A 19,351-nucleotide genomic window follows, 5' to 3' on the forward strand; every position below is an offset into this window, starting at 1 on the left:
GACGATCGCCGGCGCACGGCAGGCTCAGAACTTGATGAAATGCTCGCGGTAGTGACGCAACTCGGCAATGGACTCACGGATATCGTCCAGCGCAAGGTGGGTGCTGCCCTTCTTGAAGCTGTCACGTACATCCGGCGCCCAGCGGGCCGCAAGCTCCTTGAGGGTGGAGACGTCGAGGTTGCGGTAGTGGAAGTAGTTTTCCAGCCCGCGCATGTGACGGTAGAGGAAGCGGCGATCCTGGCAGATGCTGTTGCCGCAGATCGGCGACTTGCCCTTCGGTACCCACTGCTCGAGGAAGGCGATGGTCTGCGCCTCGGCCTCGGCCATGCTCACCTTGCTCTCTCGCACCCGCTGGGTGAGGCCCGAGTTGCCATGGGTGCGGGTGTTCCATTCGTCCATGCGCGCCAGCACTTCGTCGCTGTGGTGGATGGCGATCACCGGGCCTTCGGCCAGGGTGTTCAGGTCGCTGTCGGTGACGATGGTGGCCATCTCGATGATGACGTCGCTGTCCGGATCCAGGCCGGTCATTTCCAGATCGATCCAGATCAGGTTCTGTGGGTTCTGCATGAAAAGGCTCCTCTGATAGGCCGTCATATTAGCCTAGTGTCCTGCCTCGGAAATACGTTCTCTTTTGGCGAGTGGCTTGGGTGTTCGGCCAAGGCGCCACGACGAGTCATGGCAGGGCTATGGCGAGGAGTGGCAACGCCGGCCGGGCGCCCAAGACGCCGCCAAAAGTGAACAGCTTATTTCCGAGGCAGGACACTCGCGAGGTTGGTCGTGGGCGGGCCGTGCTAAACTGCCTGCCGTTTTCTTTCTGCCTCGCCGACACGGAACCTTCATGGCCAAACGCCAGCTCAACCGCCGCCAGAACTGGCGCATCGAAAAGATCCAGGGCGAGCGCGCCGCCCGCGCCGCCAAACGCGAGCAGCATGTGCTGCAAGAGCTGGAGGGTGGTGACCTGGGGCCGGAGCAACTGGGCCTGGTGATCGCCCACTTCGGTGTGCAGGTCGAGGTCGAGGCCCAGGACGGCGAAGCGGCCGGCCAGGTCTTCCGCTGCCACCTGCGCGCCAACCTGCCGGCGCTGGTCACCGGAGACCGCGTGGTGTGGCGCGCCGGCAACCAGGGCATCGGCGTGATCGTCGCGCAGATGCCACGCACCACCGAACTGTGCCGACCAAACAACCATGGCCAGCTCAAGCCGGTGGCGGCCAACGTCGACTTGATCGTCATCGTCTTCGCCCCGGCCCCCGAGCCGCACCCCAACCTGATCGACCGCTACCTGGTGGCCGCCGAGCACGCCGGCATTCGTCCATTGCTGCTGCTGAACAAGGCCGACCTGATCAACGAAGAGAACGCACAAACCCTCAACGCCATGCTGGAGGTGTACCGCAACCTCGGCTATCCGTTGCTGGAAGTCTCCGCGCATCAGGGCGACGGCATGCAACGCTTGCAACAAACGCTGGATGGCCATATCAGCGTGTTCGTCGGCCAGTCGGGCGTGGGCAAGTCGTCGCTGGTCAACAGCCTGCTGCCCGACGCTGGCACCCGTGTCGGCGACCTGTCGGAATGGTCGGGCCAAGGCACCCACACCACCACTACCGCGCGGCTGTACCACTTCCCCAACGGCGGCGACCTGATCGACTCGCCGGGTATCCGCGAATTCGGCCTGGGCCACGTCAGCCGTGACGACGTGGAAGATGGCTTCATCGAGTTCCGCGAGCTGATCGGCAACTGCCGCTTCCGCGACTGCAAGCACGACCGCGAACCGGGCTGTGCGTTGCTCAAGGCACTGGAAGGCGGCCAGGTATCGCAGCAGCGCATGAACAGCTATCGCTCGATCATCGCCAGCCTGCCAGAAGATAGCTATTAAGGCTTTTCTGTAGGATGTTTTACCGGGAGCCGTAGGAAGGCTCCCGTTTTTTCGTCATCCCTTGTTGATTGCCCGACCTTTCACCGATTGTTCAGCCCAGGATCCGTCGCCAACCCGCGACGCCCCTGCACGGCTCAAGGAAGGTCACACAATGACAAAATCAGCACGCAACCTGCACTGCGCCTACCTCCCACAAGGAGAGCAGGACTGATGCCGGTCTTCATCAGCTACCCCCACGGCGACCGTCTGGACGCCTTTATCCTCAACGAGCGCATGTTGCTCGAAGGCATCCCCACCCAACTGGTACTGTTCGATTGCAACGGGCAGACCTTCGACGACCTGCATGGCAATTTTTGCCAGCAGATGAGCGACGCCACCCACTGGATCGGCCTCGTGTCCGACAGCAACGGTGAAGATTGGTGGACTGCCTGGCTACTCGGGGCCGCGGCCATTTCCAACCGGCGAATAAGCTTCTACCACACCGGCGAGGGAAGCCCGCCGGAGCGATTGGGCAAATGGCCGGTAATGCGCGAACGCAGCCATATCGATCTGTTTGTATTGGCGTATCACGATGAACTGACGTTCGGGCGGGGGATGTCGTCGTCCACGGGACAAAGGGGCTTCAGCGATCGGGACAACGCCGACTTCTTCCATGCCGATCTCAAGGCCAAGATCCGGCGGGGGTTCTGAGCGGCAGGGGCGGTAATCCTGGCTGCACTGTCGCGTAGGGAACAGGGCCCTCTGTAGGAGCGGCTTCAGCCGCGATGCAGCCGACGCGGTGCCTGCACCCGCTTCGCGGGTGATCGCGGCTAAAGCCGCTCCTACAGGGGCCGCATTGCGGCCCTTATCGGTTACTGGCCCTTGGCCTCGTCCATCTTCAACACACCATCCTCGAAGATGTTCAGCTTCTGGCGCAGCTCACGCGGCTGCATCGGCTCCTGCGCCGCTTCGCCCGCGGCACCTGGCGCAGCGGGGGCTGCGGCACCAGGTGTGCCACTGGCAGGTGGTGTCGCCGCAGGCGGCGCGTCCGGCGTGCCTTGCTCGCCCTCGATATTGCGCTGGGCCTTCTTGGTCAGCACGATGATGTCGATCCGCCGGTTGACCGGATTGAACGGATTCTCCCGGTCGAACAGCGACGACGACGCATAGCCGACCACCCGGGCCACCTGGCCATCCGGATAGCCACCGGCAACCAGTGCGCGGCGCGCGGCGTTGGCGCGGTTGGCCGACAGCTCCCAGTTGCCGAAGTCACCAGTGCCGGCATACGGCTTGGCGTCGGTGTGGCCGCTGATGCTGATCTTGTTCGGCACCGCCTTGATGGTGTCGGCCATGGCCAGCAGGATATCTTCGAAGTACGGCTGCAGGCGCGCGCTGCCCAGGTCGAACATCGGCCGGTTCTCGGCGTCCATGATCTGGATGCGCAGGCCGTCCTGGGTGATCTCGAACAGGATCTGGTCCTTGAACTTCTGCAGCTGCGGGTTTTCCTCGACCTTGTTCTGCAACTCCTGCAGCAGCAGTTCCAGGCGCTCGCGCTCGACCTGCTCGGCCATGGTCTCGACCTGGTCCTTGTCCAGCTGGATGCTGGTGTCAGGCGTAGGTTCGGACTTGGTTTCCGGGTTGATGGTCTTTTCCGGCGCCAGTTGCGGCGATCCACCCAGGTCGATGATGTACGGTGTGCCGCTCTCGGAGAAACCGATCGGGTCCTTGAAGTAGCCGGCGATCGCGATCTTCTGCTCGGGCGTGGCGGTAGACAGCAGCCACAGCACGAGGAAGAACGCCATCATCGCCGTGGCGAAGTCGGCAAAGGCAATCTTCCAGGCACCGCCATGGTGGCCGTCGCCAAAGCGCTTGACGCGCTTGACGATGATGGGCTGATTGTTCTCCATGGCTTAGCGACCGCGTACTGCTTGTTCCAGCTCGGCGAAGCTCGGGCGGTGGCCCGGGTACAGCACCTTGCGACCGAACTCGACCGCCAGCGACGGCGGCATGCCGGAGGCCGAGGCCACCAGCGAAGCCTTGATCGCCTCGTAGACGTTCAGCTCTTCCTTGGCATCATGGCGCAGGGCGTTGGCCAGAGGGCCGAAGAAGCCATAGGCGGCAAGAATACCGAAGAAGGTACCGACCAGTGCCGCACCCACGTGCAGGCCGATGGACTTCTGGTCGCCGTCACCCAGCGATGCCATGGTCACCACGATACCCAGTACCGCCGCGACGATACCGAAACCAGGCATGCCGTCAGCGATGCCGGTCACCGCGTGGGACGGGTGCTCCAGCTCTTCCTTCATGCTCAGCAGCTCCATGTCGAACAGGCCTTCGAGCTCATGGGGCGCCATGTTGCCGGTGGACATGATGCGCAGGTAGTCGCAGATGAACGCGGTCATGCGCTCATCGCCCATCACTGCGGGATACTTGGCGAAGATCGGGCTGGCCGCCGGGTCCTCGATGTCGCCCTCGATGGCCATCATGCCTTCACGACGGCTCTTGTTGAGGATCTCGTACACCAGGCCCAGCACTTCGAGATAGAAGGTGTGGGTGAAGCGGGTGCCGAACATCTTCAGCGACTTCTTGATCACATGCATGGTCATGTGACCAGGGTTGGCCTGGAGGAACGCACCGAAGGCCGCGCCGCCGATGATCAGCACCTCGAACGGTTGGATCAGTGCCGCGATCTTGCCGTGGGAAAGCACGTAGCCGCCGAGCACGCTCGCGAATACGACGATGATGCCGATAATTTTAGCCATAAGTTGAAAGCACTTGCTGTCGTGGTCAGGGTAAGGGGCGGGAGCTTGAAAACTCTTCTTCTACTTATCGGCAGAACTGCGCCAGACTATAGCCACTCAATGCGAAAAGCCAGTTCGGACTGATGTCAATATGCCAATTGAAACCAAGGTGCCAAGTCAGGTCCCGTCGAGTCTAGAGGCCTGGGTAAAGCTGCTCGACGGGATTCGCGTGCCGATTCCGAAGGACAGCCACGACCGTGTGCTGCAGGCCATCAACGACAACCGCCGCTCCCTGCGCGACATCGCCGAACTGATGCAGGACAGCCCCGCGCTGGTGCTCTGCGTGATGCGCGAAGCCAACCACCCGGCCAATGCCAGCCAGGCGGAACCCGCCGAAAGCCTGGAAATCGCCCTCAATCGCCTGGGCCTGGCGCGCACCAGCCAGCTGCTGGCCCGCCTGCCTGCCGTGCCCGACGACGAGATCCCGCCGGTGCTGCGCCAGTTCCTGCTGATCAGCCAGCACGCCACCCAGCAGGCCAACGGTTTGTTCGCCAGCCGCCTTGCACGCCTGTGGCAGGAAATCCACTGGGGCAGCCTGCTGTTCCTCTCGCCACTGTGGCCATTGGCCCTGGCCTACCCCAAGCTGCTCGATACCTGGGAGCTGCGTGTTATCCACAAGGGGGAGAACGCCGGTGAGGTCGAGCAGGAACTGTTCGGCGTGCGCATCATGCCGCTGTGTCAGGCCATGGCCCAACATTGGCGGTTGCCCGAGTGGGTGACCCAGGGTTACCGCCTGCTGATGGACGAGCGCGACCAGTTGGCGCAGGTGCTGAGCATCGCCCGCGAGCAGGATCCGCTGGTCCAGCAGCAACGCCTGGACGAGGAACCGGCCTTGCGCCGCTGGTTCAACCAGCCACCGAACACCGTGCTGCTGGCCAACGGCCTGGCCCTGGCCGCCCAGGTGGGTTGGGACAACCCGCACCTGCTGCGCTGGCAGTTGCTCACTGCGCTCTATCTGCAAACCACGCTTGACGACGTCCAGCAGCAGGTCCACCAGCAGGCTGCGGCCAGTGCCCGTCATCACGCCCAGCATGCCCTGTTCCATCCGGCCGAGGCGCTGATATGGCCCTGGCACCAGCGTCGCCCGCACCCGGACATGCTCACCCCACCGCCACCCGCGCACCAGGATCTCGAACGCTGGCGCAAGCTATGTGCCGAACTGCTGGCCCAACCAAGCCCGTTCAGCAACGCCGTGCACCTCGCCACCCAGGCCTGCGAAGCCCTGCTGGCCTGCGGCATGCAGCGGGTGATGCTGTTGATGCTGGACAAGCCCAATGAATGCCTGCGTGTACAGCAATTGGCCGGCCTGCCAAAGGAGGCTGCCGCTCAAGTGCTTCCGCTGGCCGGGAGCAAACTGCTTCAGCGCCTGCTTAGCCAAGCCACGCAACTGCGCCTGACCCCCGAAAACCACGCGCAGTTCGCCGCACTGATGCCCGCGCCACTGCGCGCCTTCTTCAAGGGCGAGCACCTGCTGCTGCGCTCGCTGGCGGTCAACGGCCAGCCTTTGATGCTGATGGTCGCCGACCAGGGCGGCAAACCGCTGGCCGATGTTGGCGTACAGGCCTTCGGCAAGACCGCGCAGTGTGTGGAACGTGCCCTGGCCACCTTTGGTGCCCGCCATTCATAACGACCTTGCGCTACAATCGCCCTCTTTCCACCCTGGAGATCGTGGATGACTGATTTTTCCGGCTTGCCCCTGGTGATCGAGCCTGCGGACCTGCTGCCGCGCCTGGATTCGCCACAGCTGATCCTGGTCGACCTGACCAGCGTCAACCGCTATGGCAGCGGGCATATCCCCGGGGCCCGCTTCGTCGACCCGAAACGCACCCAGCTGGGCCAACCGCCAGCGCCTGGGCTGCTGCCAGCCCGCGCCGACCTGGAAAAACTGTTCGGTGAACTCGGCCACCGCGACGACGCGGTCTATGTGGTCTACGACGACGAGGGTGGCGGCTGGGCCGGGCGCTTCATCTGGCTGCTCGACGTGATTGGTCACAAGGGCTACCACTATCTCAATGGTGGGATCCAGGCCTGGCCGGCAGACAAACTGTCCACCGAGGTGCCTGAAAACGCCGGCGGCCCGGTGAGCCTGCACCTGCATGCCGAACCCACCGCTACCCGCGAGTACCTGCAAAGCCGCCTGGGCGCCGCCGACCTGGTCATCTGGGACGCCCGCGGCCCGCTGGAATACAGTGGCGAGAAAGTCCTGGCGGCCAAAGGCGGGCACATCCCCGGCGCGATCAACTTCGAATGGACCGCCGGCATGGACCTCAACGATCACCTGCGTATCCGCAAGGACATCGCCGAAGTCCTGCAAAACCTGGGTATCACCCCGGACAAGGAAGTGATCACCCACTGCCAGACCCACCACCGCTCCGGCTTCACCTACCTCGTGGCCAAGGCCCTCGGCTATCCACGGGTCAAGGGTTATGCCGGTTCCTGGGGCGAATGGGGCAACCACCCCGACACGCCCGTCGAAGTTTAAGGACGCTCAATGAAATCCCGCTTGTTCATCATCAGCCAGTACCTGCTGCCGCACCACCTGCTGTCGCGCCTGGCCGGCTGCGTCGCCGAGTGCCGCGCGCGCTGGTTCAAGAATGCCTTCACCGCCTGGTTCGCCAAGCGCTACCAGGTGAACATGTCCGAGGCGCTGGTCGAAGACCTCAGCGCCTACGAGCACTTCAACGCATTCTTCACCCGCGCCCTCAAGCCGGGCGCCCGCCCGCTGGACGAGACCCCTGGCGCGATCCTCTGCCCGGCCGATGGCGCCGTCAGCCAGCTCGGTCCGATCGAACATGGCCGCATCTTCCAGGCCAAGGGCCACGGCTACAGCGCCCTGGAGCTGCTGGGTGGCGATCCGGCCCTGGCCGCGCCGTTCATGGGCGGCGAGTTCGCCACCATCTACCTGTCGCCCAAGGACTACCACCGCGTGCACATGCCGCTGGCCGGCACCCTGCGCGAGATGGTCTACGTGCCCGGCCGGCTGTTCTCGGTCAACCAGACCACTGCGGAAAACGTCCCGGAGCTGTTCGCCCGCAACGAGCGCGTGGTCTGCCTGTTCGACACCGAACGCGGCCCGATGGCCGTGGTACTGGTGGGCGCGATGATCGTCGCCTCGATCGAAACCGTCTGGGCTGGCCTGGTCACCCCGCCGAAGCGCGAACTGAAGACCTTCCGCTACGACGACGCCAGCCGCGCGCCGATCCACCTGGAAAAGGGTGCCGAGCTGGGTCGCTTCAAGCTGGGCTCCACTGCCATCGTGCTGTTCGGGCCCGAGCAGGTGAAGTGGGCCGAGAGCCTGGGTGCTGGTTCCCCGGTACGCATGGGTGAGCTGCTGGCGCAGCCGAGCCAGGCCTGACCACTCGGTAATAAAAAGCCCTGCATGATTCAAATCATGCAGGGCTTTTTTTGCCTTGGGATTGCTGGGAGGGCTTCGCCCTCCTTTCGCGGCCCCGGGGCTCAAGATCAACCGCGCGCTTCGCGATCACGCACGCCGAGCAGATACAGCACGCCGTCCAGGCCCAGGGTGGAAATCGCCTGCTTGGCCGACTGGCGTACCAGCGGTTTGGCGCGGAAGGCCACGCCCAAGCCGGCCAGCGACAGCATCGGCAGGTCATTGGCGCCATCACCGACGGCGATGGTCTGCTCGAGTTGCAGGCCCTCTTCACTGGCCAGCTGCTGCAGCAGGTCGGCCTTGCGCTGGGCGTCGACGATCGGCTCGACGGCCACGCCGGTCACCTTGCCGTCGACCACTTCGAGCTCGTTGGCGAACACATAGTCGATGCCCAGACGCGCCTGCACCTGCTTGGCGAAGTAGGTGAAACCGCCCGAGAGGATCGCAGTCTTGTAGCCCAGGCGCTTGAGCTCGGCGAACAGGTGCTCGGCACCCTCGGTCAGGCGCAGGGAGGCGCCGATCTGGTCGAGCACGCCCACGTCCAGGCCCTTGAGCAGCGCCATGCGCTCCTTGAAGCTGGCACGGAAATCCAGCTCGCCACGCATGGCGCGCTCGGTGATCGCCGCCACCTGCTCACCAACGCCCGCCGCCTTGGCCAACTCGTCGATCACTTCGGCCTCGATCAGCGTGGAGTCCATGTCGAACACCGCCAGGCGGCGGTTGCGGCGGAACAGGTCATCGCGCTGGAAGGCGATGTCGATGTTCAGTTCCTCGGACAGGGCGAAGAAGTCGGCGCGCAGGGCCTGGGCATCACTGGCCTCGCCCCGCACGGAAATCTCCAGCGCGGACTTGCCCTTCCCGGTCGGGGCGTCCAGCGCCACCCGTGCGGACAGGCGCTCGATGCGTTCGATGGTCAGGCCGTACTGGCTGATGATCGCGCTGACCCGCTGCAACTGCTGCGGAGTGACCCGACGGCTGAGCAAGGTGACGATATGGCGCGCTTCGCCCTGGCTGTCGGCCCAGTGCTGGTAGTCCGCCTCGGAGATCGGCGTGTAACGGGCCTGCAAGTCCAGCTCGTGGGCCTTGGACTGTACGCTCTGCAGCAGCGCGGTGGCCACTTCGTTGTCGGGAATATCGACCAGGATGCCGAACGACAGGGTGCCGTGCATCACCGCCAGGCCGATGTCGAGGATGTTCACACCGCCCTGGAGCAGGACGCCGGTGATGGCCGCGGTAAGACCCGGACGGTCTTCACCAGTGATGTTGATCAGGACGATTTCGCGCAAGACCGGGCTCCGACTTCGATGAAAAATGCGCATTCTACCGATTTTCCATGACCATCGGGCACCAACGATACTTTGCCGACAAAACGCGTATCGCTATACTGCGCAGCAACTTTCTCGCCATAAAGAGCCGCGCTCTGTGAACCGGCCCACGCCCGTCAAACCCGACAATTTCTTCCTGATGATCTACCGAGCCCTGAGCCAGCGCCGAATTCCCCTGGCCCTGCGCATTGCCAGCCACAACATCTTCCTGGTGGCCCTGGCCCTGGTGATCTATGCCTGCGTCATGGGCCTGCAGTTCAAGCAGGCCATGCATGAGCAGGCCGACGCCGTGGGACAGAGCCTGACCACCCAGACCGCCACGTCGGCGACCGAGCTGCTGGTGTCCAACGACATCCTCAGCCTCAACGTGCTGCTGGGCAACCTGGTGAAGAACCCGCTGGTGGCGCACGCGGCCATCTACAGCGTGGACAACCGCATCCTCGCCGAGGCCGGCCAGCGCCCGAAAAACAGCCTGCTGGGCGAGGCCGAGGGCCTGTACCAGACCAAGATCACCTTCCAGGACGTGACCGCCGGCCAGCTGCGCATCAGCCTGGACATGAACCAGTTCCAGCAGCCCATGCTGATCAGCCTGCAAAGCATGGGCATCCTCGCCGCCATCCTGCTGGCGCTGGCGCTTACCCTCAGCCTGCGCCTGGGCCGTTTCATTTCCACCCCGCTGTTGCAACTGCGCGTCTGGCTGCGTGACCCGCACCCCTACACGCCGGGTACCGACCGCCACGACGAGATCGGCGACCTGGCCCGCCAGCTGCACGCCCGCCTCGCCCCGCCGCCGCCTCCAGAGCCGGAGGTGGAAGACGAGGAAGACGACTTCGACGACGCGCCCGTCCCCAAGCCTGCCCCACGGGCGAAAGCAGTTGCGCAGGTGGCCGAGCACGATGACGACGACGACGCCTTCGCCGGCCTGATGGATGAAGAGAGTGCCCCGGCCAAACCTGTTGCCATCGAGTCTGACGAGCCGCAATACAGCGCGGTGCTGGCCGTGCAACTGGGCTCCCAGGAGCAACTGCGCCGCCTGCCACGCACGCGCCTGACCGAGCTGCTGGAGCGTTACCGCGACTGCCTGGACCAAGCCGCCTCGCTGTACGAAGGGGAAGTCCACACTTTGAACGATGGCAGCACCCTGCTGCTGTTCCACAGCCGCGACAGCGGCGAGGACTACCTGACCAACGCCATCTGCTGCGGCGAGCTGCTGCGCGCCCTGGGCCACGCCCTGCAGATCGAGGTGGCCGACAGCGGCATCACCTTGCAACTGCAGCTGGGCCTGGTGCTGGCCGACGACCTGCAAGGCATGGATCAGGTCGATCTGCTGATGACCGAGCAGGCCCAGGACGCCCTGGCCCTGTCGCAGCACAGCCGCAACCTGCTGCTGGTCGAGCGCCGGATCAGCGATGACACGCTGATCCGCCAGCGCGCGCGCATCCGTCCGATCGCCAGCCCCGAGGGGGCATGCTGCGTGGAGCGGCTGATGGAGCCATACCCATCGATGCTGGAGCGCCAGCTGGCGCGGATGCACGAACGCCGCGCCTGACACCTTATCGGGACCTGTAGGAGCGGCTTCAGCCGCGATCACCGGCACAGCCGGTGCCATGCACCGCGTCGCCTGGTTCGCGGCTGAAGCCGCTCCTACAAGAGATATGCAACGCTAAATCGGCCCCACAAAAAAGCCCGCATCGCTGCGGGCTTTTTCATGTCGGCTACATCAGAACCGAAACACTTCCATATCGGTGCGGATCGGCGAAGCCATCGGAATCTTAGGTTTCTCCGGCTCTTTCTTCACCTGTACCGGAGCCGCCTGCTTACGCGGCGCCTCCTCGACGATAGCCGGCTGGTTGGCCAACGGCTTGACCGCGACGCTGAGCTGTTCGGCCAGCTTCTGCAGCAATTGCCCTTGAGCCTGCACCTGCGCCGACTCGCTGCCCGCGTGGGGCTGCTCGAGGTGCACGATGCGGTTGTCACGCACCTGGCCACGACGGTCCAGCAAGCGCCATTGGGCGTCGAGAATGGCCGGCTGGTTCTTGCCCGAATCCAGGCGGGTGATCGACAACAGCACCTGCACATCCGGCGTGAACCCGGTACTCGCCGGGGCCAGCACCACGCGCTGGCTGTCCAGGCGCCAGGCCAGCTGACGAACCAGCAACTGATCGATATCCGACGAAAGGCTGCCCGCCCAACGGCCATCGGTCGCTGCAGTCAGGCTGCCATCGGTCTGGCGCTGCAGGAAGGTTTCGCGTTGCAGGTAGTCGGCCACCGAAACGGGGCCAAGCACCACCGCCATGCCCGCCGCCTGGGAAGGCTGGGCGGGATCACCGCTGTCGAGCTGGTACAGGGCGACCGGCTGGTGCATGCTGCACCCGCTCAGGCCCAGCAGGCCAGTCATCAGCAGCGCAAATGGAAGGCGCAGAAATTTCATTCATCCCATCCAGGCGGTCGTCACCAGACGGACCGCAGTGATACTCATGTAGATTCATACGGGCGCTCGGCCACGCCGGCGCCACAAGCGCACTATCATCCGCGAAATGGCCGCCAGACTCCAGCATTTCCGCCTGAAGCGGCGCCGAAAGCGCCGCAGCAGACAGCCCATGCACTCAGGCGGGTGTCTCCACCATCAAGCTATCCACGCGCTGGAAACCACGTGGCAATTTGCTACCGCGGCGACCACGCTCACCCTTGTAGTGCTCGAGATCATCCGGCTTCAGGGAAAGGGTACGCTTGCCAGCTTGCAATACAAGGGTCGAGCCCTCGCTGATCACTGCCAGGTCAGTGACGAATTCTTCACGACTGGCCACCCGGTCGCCCGGCACGCCGATGATCTTGTTGCCCTTGCCCTTGCCCAGCTGCGGCAGGTCGGCAACCTTGAACACCAGCAGGCGACCTTCGGTGGTGACGGCCGCCAGCCAATCCTGCTCGCGGCTGGCCACCGGGCGCGGGGTCATGACTTTGGCGCCGTTGGGCAGGCTGAGCAGGCCCTTGCCGGCCTTGTTCTTGGCCTGCAGGTCCTCGCCCTTGACCACGAAGCCGTAACCGGCGTCGGAGGCCACCACGTACAGGGCCTCATCCTCAGGTAACAGCACGCACTCGAAGGTGGCGCCCGGCGGCGGTGTCAGGCGACCGGTCAGCGGCTCACCCTGGCCACGGGCCGACGGCAGGCTGTGGGCAGCCAGCGAGTAGCTGCGGCCGGTGGAGTCGATGAGTACGGCGAATTGATTCGAACGACCAGCAGCCGCGGCCTTGAAGCCGTCACCCGCTTTGTACGAAAGCCCGGTGGCGTCGATGTCGTGGCCCTTGGCGCAACGCACCCAACCCTTCTCCGAGAGCACCACGGTGACCGGCTCGGTGGGCATCAGCTCGTTTTCCGACAGGGCCTTGGCCTCGGCACGCTCGACGATCGGCGAGCGACGGTCATCGCCATAGGTTTCGGCGTCTTCGAGCAGTTCGCTGCGCACCAGCTTGCGCAGCTTGGCATCGCTGCCCAGCAGGGTGGCCAGGCGCTTCTGCTCCTTGAGCAATTCGTCCTGCTCGCCACGGATCTTCATCTCTTCCAGGCGAGCCAATTGACGCAGGCGAGTCTCGAGAATGTAGTCGGCCTGGATCTCGGTGAGGTCGAAGCGGGCGATCAGCGCCTGCTTGGGGTGTTCCTCGGTGCGGATGATGTGGATCACTTCATCCAGGTTGAGGAACGCGGTGAGCAAACCGTCCAACAGGTGCAGGCGTTTCTCGACCTTGTCCAGGCGGTGCTGCAGGCGGCGGCGGACAGTGCCGATCCGGTACTCCAGCCACTCCAGCAGCAACGCGCGCAGGTTCTTCAACTGCGGACGGCCATCGAGGCCGATGATGTTGACGTTGACCCGGTAGGTGCTCTCCAGGTCGGTAGTGGCGAACAGGTGCTGCATCAGTTCGGCGGCATCCACGCGGTTGGAACGCGGGATGATCACGATGCGGCAAGGGTTCTCGTGGTCCGACTCGTCGCGCAGGTCAGCCACCATCGGCAGCTTCTTGGCCTGCATCTGCGCGGCGATCTGCTCCAGCACCTTGGCCCCGGAAACCTGGTGCGGCAGCGCGGTGACGATGATGTCGCCGTCCTCGACGCGGTACACGGCGCGCATGCGGATCGAGCCCTTACCCGTCTCGTAGAGCTTGAGGATGTCGGCGCGCGGGGTGACGATCTCGGCCTCGGTCGGGTAGTCCGGGCCCTGGATGTGCTCGCACAGCTGCTCGATGGTGGCCTTGGGCTCGTCGAGCAGGCGCACGCAGGCGCTGGCCACTTCGCGCAGGTTGTGCGGCGGTACGTCGGTGGCCATGCCCACGGCGATACCGGTGGTGCCGTTGAGCAGGATGTTGGGGAGCCGCGCCGGCAGTACCGCAGGCTCCTGCAGGGTACCGTCGAAGTTGGGTACCCAGTCGACCGTGCCCTGGCCTACTTCACTGAGCAGCACTTCGGAATAGCGCGACAGGCGCGCCTCGGTGTAACGCATGGCGGCGAACGACTTGGGATCGTCCGGCGCACCCCAGTTGCCCTGGCCGTCGATGAGGGTGTAGCGGTAGCTGAACGGCTGGGCCATCAGCACCATGGCCTCGTAGCACGCCGAGTCGCCGTGGGGGTGGAATTTACCGAGCACGTCGCCGACGGTACGCGCCGACTTCTTGTGCTTGGAATCGGCGTCGAGGCCCAATTCGCTCATGGCATAGACGATGCGGCGCTGGACCGGCTTGAGGCCGTCGCCGATATGCGGCAGGGCGCGGTCCATGATCACGTACATGGAGTAGTTGAGGTAGGCCTGTTCGGTGAAGTCCGCCAGGGAACGGCGTTCGACGCCTTCGAGACTGTCCAGTAAGTCGCTCATGCGAGCCTCGTCATTTCAGGTTCTGGCGCAGCAGCATGGTGCCGCCGCGCTGGGTGAATTCAAGTTGTTTCAGGGCACTCATGCCCAGCAGCACGGCCTGGCCATCCAGGCCGGGCACCACCAGCGCACGCACGTCGCGCAGGTGGATGTCGCCCAGCTGCAAGCTGTTGAGCCGGGTGCGGTAACCTTCGGTGCGACCGTTGGCCGTGCTCAACTGCACCGGCGGGCCTCGATCCAGATCCAGATCGCGGGCCAACGCCTCGGGGATTGCCACGTCGGTGGCGCCAGTGTCGAGCATGAAATGCACCACCCGGCCGTTGATCGCGCCGTCGGCGACGAAATGACCCTGGCCATTGCTCAGCAGGCGCACTTCAATGAAGCCGTCGCCCTGCTCGCTTTGCACCACGGCGTTGGGGTTCTGCTGGCGCTCCTCCCATTGGCCGAAAAAGCGCGTGGCCAGGAACATCGCGGCCGCCCAGGCGACGATCATCAGCACCCTGCCCGCGCGCTTGCCCGGTGGCTGGCTCATGGGTTGGCGCTCCAGCCGCCGGCCGGCGCGTCGAAGCGCCAGACGATCGGCCGCGCCTCGCCATCCACACGCGGACGATCATTGTTGTCGATACCGATCCAGGCACCGCGCTTGTCGATCACCAGCGCTTCGGCCAGGCCGTAGGGCTGCGTGTAGCGCCGCGACTCGACCAGGGCATCGGCGGCGAATGACCAGCAGCGTTCGACCTCACCCGTTTCAGTATCGCGGCGGCAAATCCGGTAGGCGTTGCGTTCGAGGGTGAACAGCTTGCCCTCGAACCAAGCCAGGTCGGCAAAGTCCCGCGATACCGGACGGGCCTCCGGAAATTGCGGCGGTTGCATCTCGACGCCGGCTTCACTGAGCAGCACGCAACTGCGCCCGCAGGTCCATACCGATTGCTGGCGCTGTACGGCAAGCAGGCCGCGACGCTCGCGCTCGGCGGCCAGCCACAGGCGGTCGCCCGCCGGGTTGATCGCCAGCCCTTCGAACAGTGCATTGAAGTGCAGCAGCATGCCGCTGCCCCGCGCCTGGCGGACCATGGCCTGGTCGATCCTCAGCCAGTTCGGCTCGCCGTCGACCGGCAATTGCAGCACGGCGGCATGGGCCTCGCTGACCACATAGAGGTTGTCGGCCTGGTCGCAGGTAATGCCCTCCAGATCCAGAGAGCCACCGCGGAGATACGACGCCGCCCAGTTGCGCGACTTCAAACCCCATGGCAAGCCGGTGTCCGGCACGTCCGGCGGGGTGAAGACCAGTGGCTGGGCGCTCCAGGTCGCATTGTCCTGATCCAGCCGATAGATGCGCTCGTCATCCCGGTCGGAGACCGCCCACAGCGCACCCCGGCACCAGGCCAGGCCCGACAGGTTGCCGCCGCGCATGCCATCGACGGCGTGCTCACTGGTGAGCTTGAGCTCCGGCCAGTTGCCCGCCTGGGCCTGCAGGGCGAACAACGCCAGGCAGGTTGCCAGGAGCAGCCGAATCAAACCGTGACCTCGGCCAGGTTGCCATTGGCTTCCAGCCAGCTCTTGCGGTCACCGGCGCGCTTCTTGGCCAGAAGCTTGTCCATCAGCTCGCAGGTCGCCTGCACGTCGTCCAGCGTGAGCTGGACCAGGCGACGGGTGTTCGGGTCCATGGTGGTCTCGCGCAGCTGCGGCGGGTTCATCTCACCCAGGCCCTTGAATCGGGTGACCTGGGGCTTGCCGCGCTTCTTCTCGGCGACCAGGCGATCGAGGATGCCATCGCGCTCGGCTTCGTCCAGGGCGTAGTAGATCTCCTTGCCCAGGTCGATGCGGTACAGCGGTGGCATGGCCACATAGACATGGCCGGCCTCGACCAGCGGGCGGAAATGCTGGACGAACAGCGCGCACAGCAACGTGGCGATGTGCAGGCCGTCGGAGTCGGCGTCGGCGAGGATGCAGACCTTGCCGTAGCGCAGTTGCGAGAGGTCGGTGGCGCCCGGGTCGACGCCGATGGCCACGGCAATATTGTGCACTTCCTGGCTGGCCAGGACTTCACCGCCATCGACTTCCCAGGTGTTGAGGATCTTGCCGCGCAGCGGCAGGATCGCCTGGAATTCCTTGTCCCGTGCCTGCTTGGCGGAGCCACCGGCCGAGTCACCCTCGACCAGGAACAGTTCGGCGCGCATTGGGTCCTGCCCTGCGCAGTCCGCCAGCTTGCCGGGCAGCGCCGGGCCCTGGGTGATGCGCTTGCGCTCGACCTTCTTGCTCGCTTTCAGGCGACGGCCGGCGTTACTGATGGCCAGCTCCGCCAGTTGCATGCCCAGCTCGGGGTGAGCGTTGAGCCACAGGCTGAAGGCGTCCTTGACCACGCCAGAGACGAACGCCGCCGCCTCGCGGGACGACAGGCGCTCCTTGGTCTGGCCGGAGAACTGCGGCTCCTGCATCTTCATCGACAGCACGAAGCTGATGCGTTCCCAGACGTCCTCGGGCGCCAGCTTCACCCCACGCGGCAGCAGGTTGCGGAACTCGCAGAACTCGCGCATGGCGTCCAGCAGGCCTTGGCGCAGGCCGTTGACGTGGGTACCACCTTGCGCGGTGGGAATCAGGTTGACGTAGCTTTCCTGGATGCTGTCGCCTCCTTCGGGCAGCCACAGCAGGGCCCAGTCGACGGCCTCCTTGTTGCCGGCCAGGCTGCCGCAGAACGGCTCGTCGGGCAGGCGCTGGAACTCACTGACCGAGTCGACGAGATACGAACGAAGGCCGTCCTCGTAATGCCACTCGACCTTCTCGCCAGTGCCCTTGTCCTCGAAGCTGATGGACAGCCCCGGACACAGCACGGCCTTGGCCTTGAGCACATGCTTGAGGCGGCTGATGGAGAACTTCGGCGAGTCGAAGTACTTCGGATCGGGGCTGAAGTACACGCTGGTGCCGGTGTTGCGCTTGCCGACGCTGCCGACCACTTCAAGCTCGCTGGCCTTGAAGCCATCGGCGAAGGTCATCTGGTATTCGTTGCCGTCGCGCTTCACGCGTACGCGCACCTGGCTCGACAGGGCGTTGACCACCGAGATGCCGACACCGTGCAAGCCGCCGGAGAACTGATAGTTCTTGTTGGAGAACTTGCCGCCGGCGTGCAGCTTGGTGAGGATCAGTTCGACACCGGAAACGCCCTCTTCGGGGTGGATGTCCACCGGCATGCCGCGGCCATCGTCGCTGACTTCCAGCGAGTGGTCGGCGTGAAGGATGACCTGCACCGAACGGGCATGACCGGCCAGGGCTTCGTCGACACTGTTGTCGATGACTTCCTGGGCCAGGTGGTTGGGCCGGCTGGTGTCGGTGTACATGCCCGGCCGCTTGCGGACCGGGTCAAGGCCCGAGAGGACTTCGATGGCGTCTGCGTTATAGGCGCTAGCGCTGGGATTGGCCATGGGGTCTCGTCGTCAGTCTGGTGAATGCGAAAAAATCAAAATACAGAAAAATCCAGCGCCGCATACTGCCCGCGGGCAATCCCGGCGAACGCCAGCAGGGCCGGCAGCTGTTCGGCGAAGCCCTGGTAGCTGTGGTCGCCGCCGGCCTGGATGCGCAGGGAGCAAGCACGGTAATAACGCTCGGCCTGGCGATAGTCCAGTGTTTCATCGGCGGTCTGCAACCACACTTGATAGCGGCTGGCGTCCTGTGGCGGCGGCACTTCCAGTTCGGCCAATGCCTCCACGTGGTCGTGGGTCAGCTCCCAGGCCTCGTCGGTATAGAGGTTGCGCTGGGTGCCGAGGTAGCCGTCGAACAGGCGATGCGGCGCGACCGCCGGGTTGACCAGCAAGGCCTTGAGCCCGTGGCGCTCGGCCAGATGGGTGGCATAGTAGCCGCCGAGGGAGCTGCCGACCAGCAGCGGCGCGCCCAGCTCACCGATGGCTGCCTCCAGCTGGGCGATAGCCTGGCGCGGATGGTGGTGCAGGGCCGGGACGCGCAGTTGGTCGGCCAGGCCGAGCTGCTGCATCACCGCCTCGAGCTGACGGGCCTTCTTCGACAGCGGCGAGCTGTTGAAGCCATGGATATAGAGGATGGAACCCGACATGCTGCCCCCGGACGCAAAGATGCGCAGTGTAGCGCGTTCGAAGGGCATTGGCGCAGCGTGGGGATTTTCGCGACGAAGACTGCAAATGGTGCATCGCGCTTCTGTAGGAGCGGGTTTACCCGCGAACACCGGCGCAGCCGGTGCCAAGCACCGCGGTGCCTTCTTCGCGGGTAAACCCGCTCCTACAAGCAGCCTCTCAATACCCCGGGCTGTCGAAATCCAGCTTCACCTCGAAATCGAGCGCCCGTTCCACCCCGGTTTCCAACCGCCCGTCGTCATGCAGCCGCAGCCAGCGATAACCTGGCTGTTCCTCGCTCACCTTGAAATCTTCGCTGCGGGGCGCGAACTGAATGCAGGTAGACGGTGTGGCGAGGTAACGGACGCCGTCGCATACCTCATCCCATTCCTGATGGATATGCCCCCAGAGCACGGCTTTCACCTGTGGATAACGTTTGAGCCGCCGCAACAGCTCATCGGCATTGCGCAAACCGATCGGCGCGATCCAGGCGCAACCGATATCCACCGGCTGGTGGTGGCAGCACACCAGGCAATGGCGTTCGCCGGCATCGGCCAGTGCCTGGTCCAGCACCGCCAGTTGATCGTCCGCCAACAACCCGAACGTGGCGCCGACCACCGCCGAATCGAGCATGACGATGCGCCATTGACCAATGTCGGTCACGGCCTGCACCAGTTCCGGCGCCACGGTCTGCATCACCTGGGCTTCGTCATGGTTGCCTGGCAACCAGCGCGAAGGGGCGCCGAACACCGCCGTCATCTGACGGAAAGCAGCGTAGGAAGCTTCGCTGGCGTCCTGGGAGAGGTCGCCCGTGCACAGCAGCAAGTCGATGCGAGGCTGCTCGCGCAAGACCTGGCCGACCACATGCCCCAGGCTGTTTCGGGTATTGAGGCCCAGCAGGCTGCCTGCCGGGTCGGCGAACAGGTGGGCGTCGGTCAGTTGCACCACGTGAACGGGTGACGGAGGCGAAAGTGATTGCGGCAACGGCCGTCTCCTCGAACGGATTCAGCACGGATTATGGCGGGGGATCGGTTGCGAGCAAATACTCGG

Annotated in this window: 17 protein-coding genes; 6 read left to right on the forward strand and 11 right to left on the reverse strand. The window is 64.7% G+C overall.

Features of this window, described 5'->3' with window-relative positions; all coding sequences use genetic code 11:
• Positions 1 to 24: 24 nt before the first annotated feature.
• Positions 25 to 567: an oligoribonuclease gene (gene orn / locus JYG34_RS23360; RefSeq protein ID WP_213658537.1), complete on the reverse strand. Its 543-nt coding sequence runs from the start codon at positions 565 to 567 to the stop codon at positions 25 to 27.
• A gap of 271 nt (positions 568 to 838) precedes the next feature.
• On the opposite strand from orn, the gene rsgA reads away from it, so the two are divergent.
• Positions 839 to 1,870 carry a small ribosomal subunit biogenesis GTPase RsgA gene (rsgA, locus tag JYG34_RS23365; RefSeq protein WP_213658538.1) on the forward strand — a complete coding sequence of 344 codons (1,032 nt, stop codon included), beginning with the start codon at positions 839 to 841 and terminating at the stop codon, positions 1,868 to 1,870.
• Positions 1,871 to 2,080: 210 nt separating this feature from the next.
• Entirely contained in the window at positions 2,081 to 2,560 is a 480-nt protein-coding gene (locus JYG34_RS23370; protein ID WP_213658539.1) for a molecular chaperone Tir, read from the forward strand.
• Between the two features lie 161 nt (positions 2,561 to 2,721).
• Here the strand turns inward: JYG34_RS23370 and motB are convergent, their stop codons facing one another.
• Entirely contained in the window at positions 2,722 to 3,756 is a 1,035-nt protein-coding gene (gene motB / locus JYG34_RS23375; RefSeq protein ID WP_213658540.1) for a flagellar motor protein MotB, read from the reverse strand.
• Between the two features lie 3 nt (positions 3,757 to 3,759).
• Positions 3,760 to 4,611 carry a flagellar motor stator protein MotA gene (gene motA / locus JYG34_RS23380; RefSeq protein WP_011535960.1) on the reverse strand — a complete coding sequence of 284 codons (852 nt, stop codon included), beginning with the start codon at positions 4,609 to 4,611 and terminating at the stop codon, positions 3,760 to 3,762.
• A gap of 130 nt (positions 4,612 to 4,741) precedes the next feature.
• Between motA and JYG34_RS23385 the strand changes: the two genes are divergently transcribed.
• From JYG34_RS23385 to asd, 3 genes are read left to right on the forward strand one after another with little or no spacing between them, the layout of a single operon-like run.
• On the forward strand, positions 4,742 to 6,277 hold the full coding sequence (locus tag JYG34_RS23385; protein ID WP_213658541.1) for an HDOD domain-containing protein: 1,536 nt from the start codon (positions 4,742 to 4,744) through the stop codon (positions 6,275 to 6,277).
• 45 nt (positions 6,278 to 6,322) lie between these two features.
• Positions 6,323 to 7,132 carry a thiosulfate sulfurtransferase gene (gene rhdA, locus JYG34_RS23390; protein WP_213658542.1) on the forward strand — a complete coding sequence of 270 codons (810 nt, stop codon included), beginning with the start codon at positions 6,323 to 6,325 and terminating at the stop codon, positions 7,130 to 7,132.
• A 9-nt stretch (positions 7,133 to 7,141) separates the two neighbouring features.
• Positions 7,142 to 8,005, forward strand: a complete 864-nt coding sequence (gene asd, locus JYG34_RS23395; RefSeq protein ID WP_213658543.1) for an archaetidylserine decarboxylase — start codon at positions 7,142 to 7,144, stop codon at positions 8,003 to 8,005.
• Positions 8,006 to 8,112: 107 nt separating this feature from the next.
• Here the strand turns inward: asd and serB are convergent, their stop codons facing one another.
• The gene (serB, locus tag JYG34_RS23400; protein ID WP_213658544.1) at positions 8,113 to 9,327 is read right to left on the reverse strand and encodes a phosphoserine phosphatase SerB; all 1,215 of its coding nucleotides are present in this window, start codon (positions 9,325 to 9,327) and stop codon (positions 8,113 to 8,115) included.
• Between the two features lie 136 nt (positions 9,328 to 9,463).
• Here serB and JYG34_RS23405 point away from each other — a divergent pair, with 136 nt between their 5' ends.
• Positions 9,464 to 10,915 carry a histidine kinase gene (locus JYG34_RS23405; protein ID WP_213658545.1) on the forward strand — a complete coding sequence of 484 codons (1,452 nt, stop codon included), beginning with the start codon at positions 9,464 to 9,466 and terminating at the stop codon, positions 10,913 to 10,915.
• A 171-nt stretch (positions 10,916 to 11,086) separates the two neighbouring features.
• On the opposite strand, the gene JYG34_RS23410 is transcribed toward JYG34_RS23405, so the two are convergent.
• From JYG34_RS23410 to cpdA, 7 genes are all read right to left on the reverse strand, one after another.
• Complete coding sequence (locus tag JYG34_RS23410; RefSeq protein WP_213658546.1) at positions 11,087 to 11,797, reverse strand: PqiC family protein; 711 nt, start codon at positions 11,795 to 11,797, stop codon at positions 11,087 to 11,089.
• 175 nt (positions 11,798 to 11,972) lie between these two features.
• Entirely contained in the window at positions 11,973 to 14,228 is a 2,256-nt protein-coding gene (gene parC, locus JYG34_RS23415) for a DNA topoisomerase IV subunit A (RefSeq protein WP_213658547.1), read from the reverse strand.
• Positions 14,229 to 14,238: 10 nt separating this feature from the next.
• Positions 14,239 to 14,757 carry a retropepsin-like aspartic protease family protein gene (locus JYG34_RS23420; RefSeq protein ID WP_213658548.1) on the reverse strand — a complete coding sequence of 173 codons (519 nt, stop codon included), beginning with the start codon at positions 14,755 to 14,757 and terminating at the stop codon, positions 14,239 to 14,241.
• Entirely contained in the window at positions 14,754 to 15,740 is a 987-nt protein-coding gene (locus tag JYG34_RS23425) for an esterase-like activity of phytase family protein (protein ID WP_213658549.1), read from the reverse strand. Before JYG34_RS23425 ends, JYG34_RS23420 begins: the two co-directional genes overlap by 4 nt.
• Positions 15,737 to 17,641, reverse strand: a complete 1,905-nt coding sequence (gene parE / locus JYG34_RS23430; RefSeq protein ID WP_213658550.1) for a DNA topoisomerase IV subunit B — start codon at positions 17,639 to 17,641, stop codon at positions 15,737 to 15,739. Before parE ends, JYG34_RS23425 begins: the two co-directional genes overlap by 4 nt.
• 35 nt (positions 17,642 to 17,676) lie before the next feature.
• On the reverse strand, positions 17,677 to 18,285 hold the full coding sequence (locus JYG34_RS23435) for a YqiA/YcfP family alpha/beta fold hydrolase (RefSeq protein WP_213658551.1): 609 nt from the start codon (positions 18,283 to 18,285) through the stop codon (positions 17,677 to 17,679).
• A gap of 196 nt (positions 18,286 to 18,481) precedes the next feature.
• A complete protein-coding gene (gene cpdA, locus JYG34_RS23440) occupies positions 18,482 to 19,285 on the reverse strand; it encodes a 3',5'-cyclic-AMP phosphodiesterase (RefSeq protein ID WP_213658552.1) in 804 nt (267 codons plus the stop codon).
• Positions 19,286 to 19,351 lie beyond the last annotated feature (66 nt).

It is taken from the genome of Pseudomonas entomophila (assembly GCF_018417595.1).
GTDB lineage: Bacteria > Pseudomonadota > Gammaproteobacteria > Pseudomonadales > Pseudomonadaceae > Aquipseudomonas > Aquipseudomonas entomophila_C.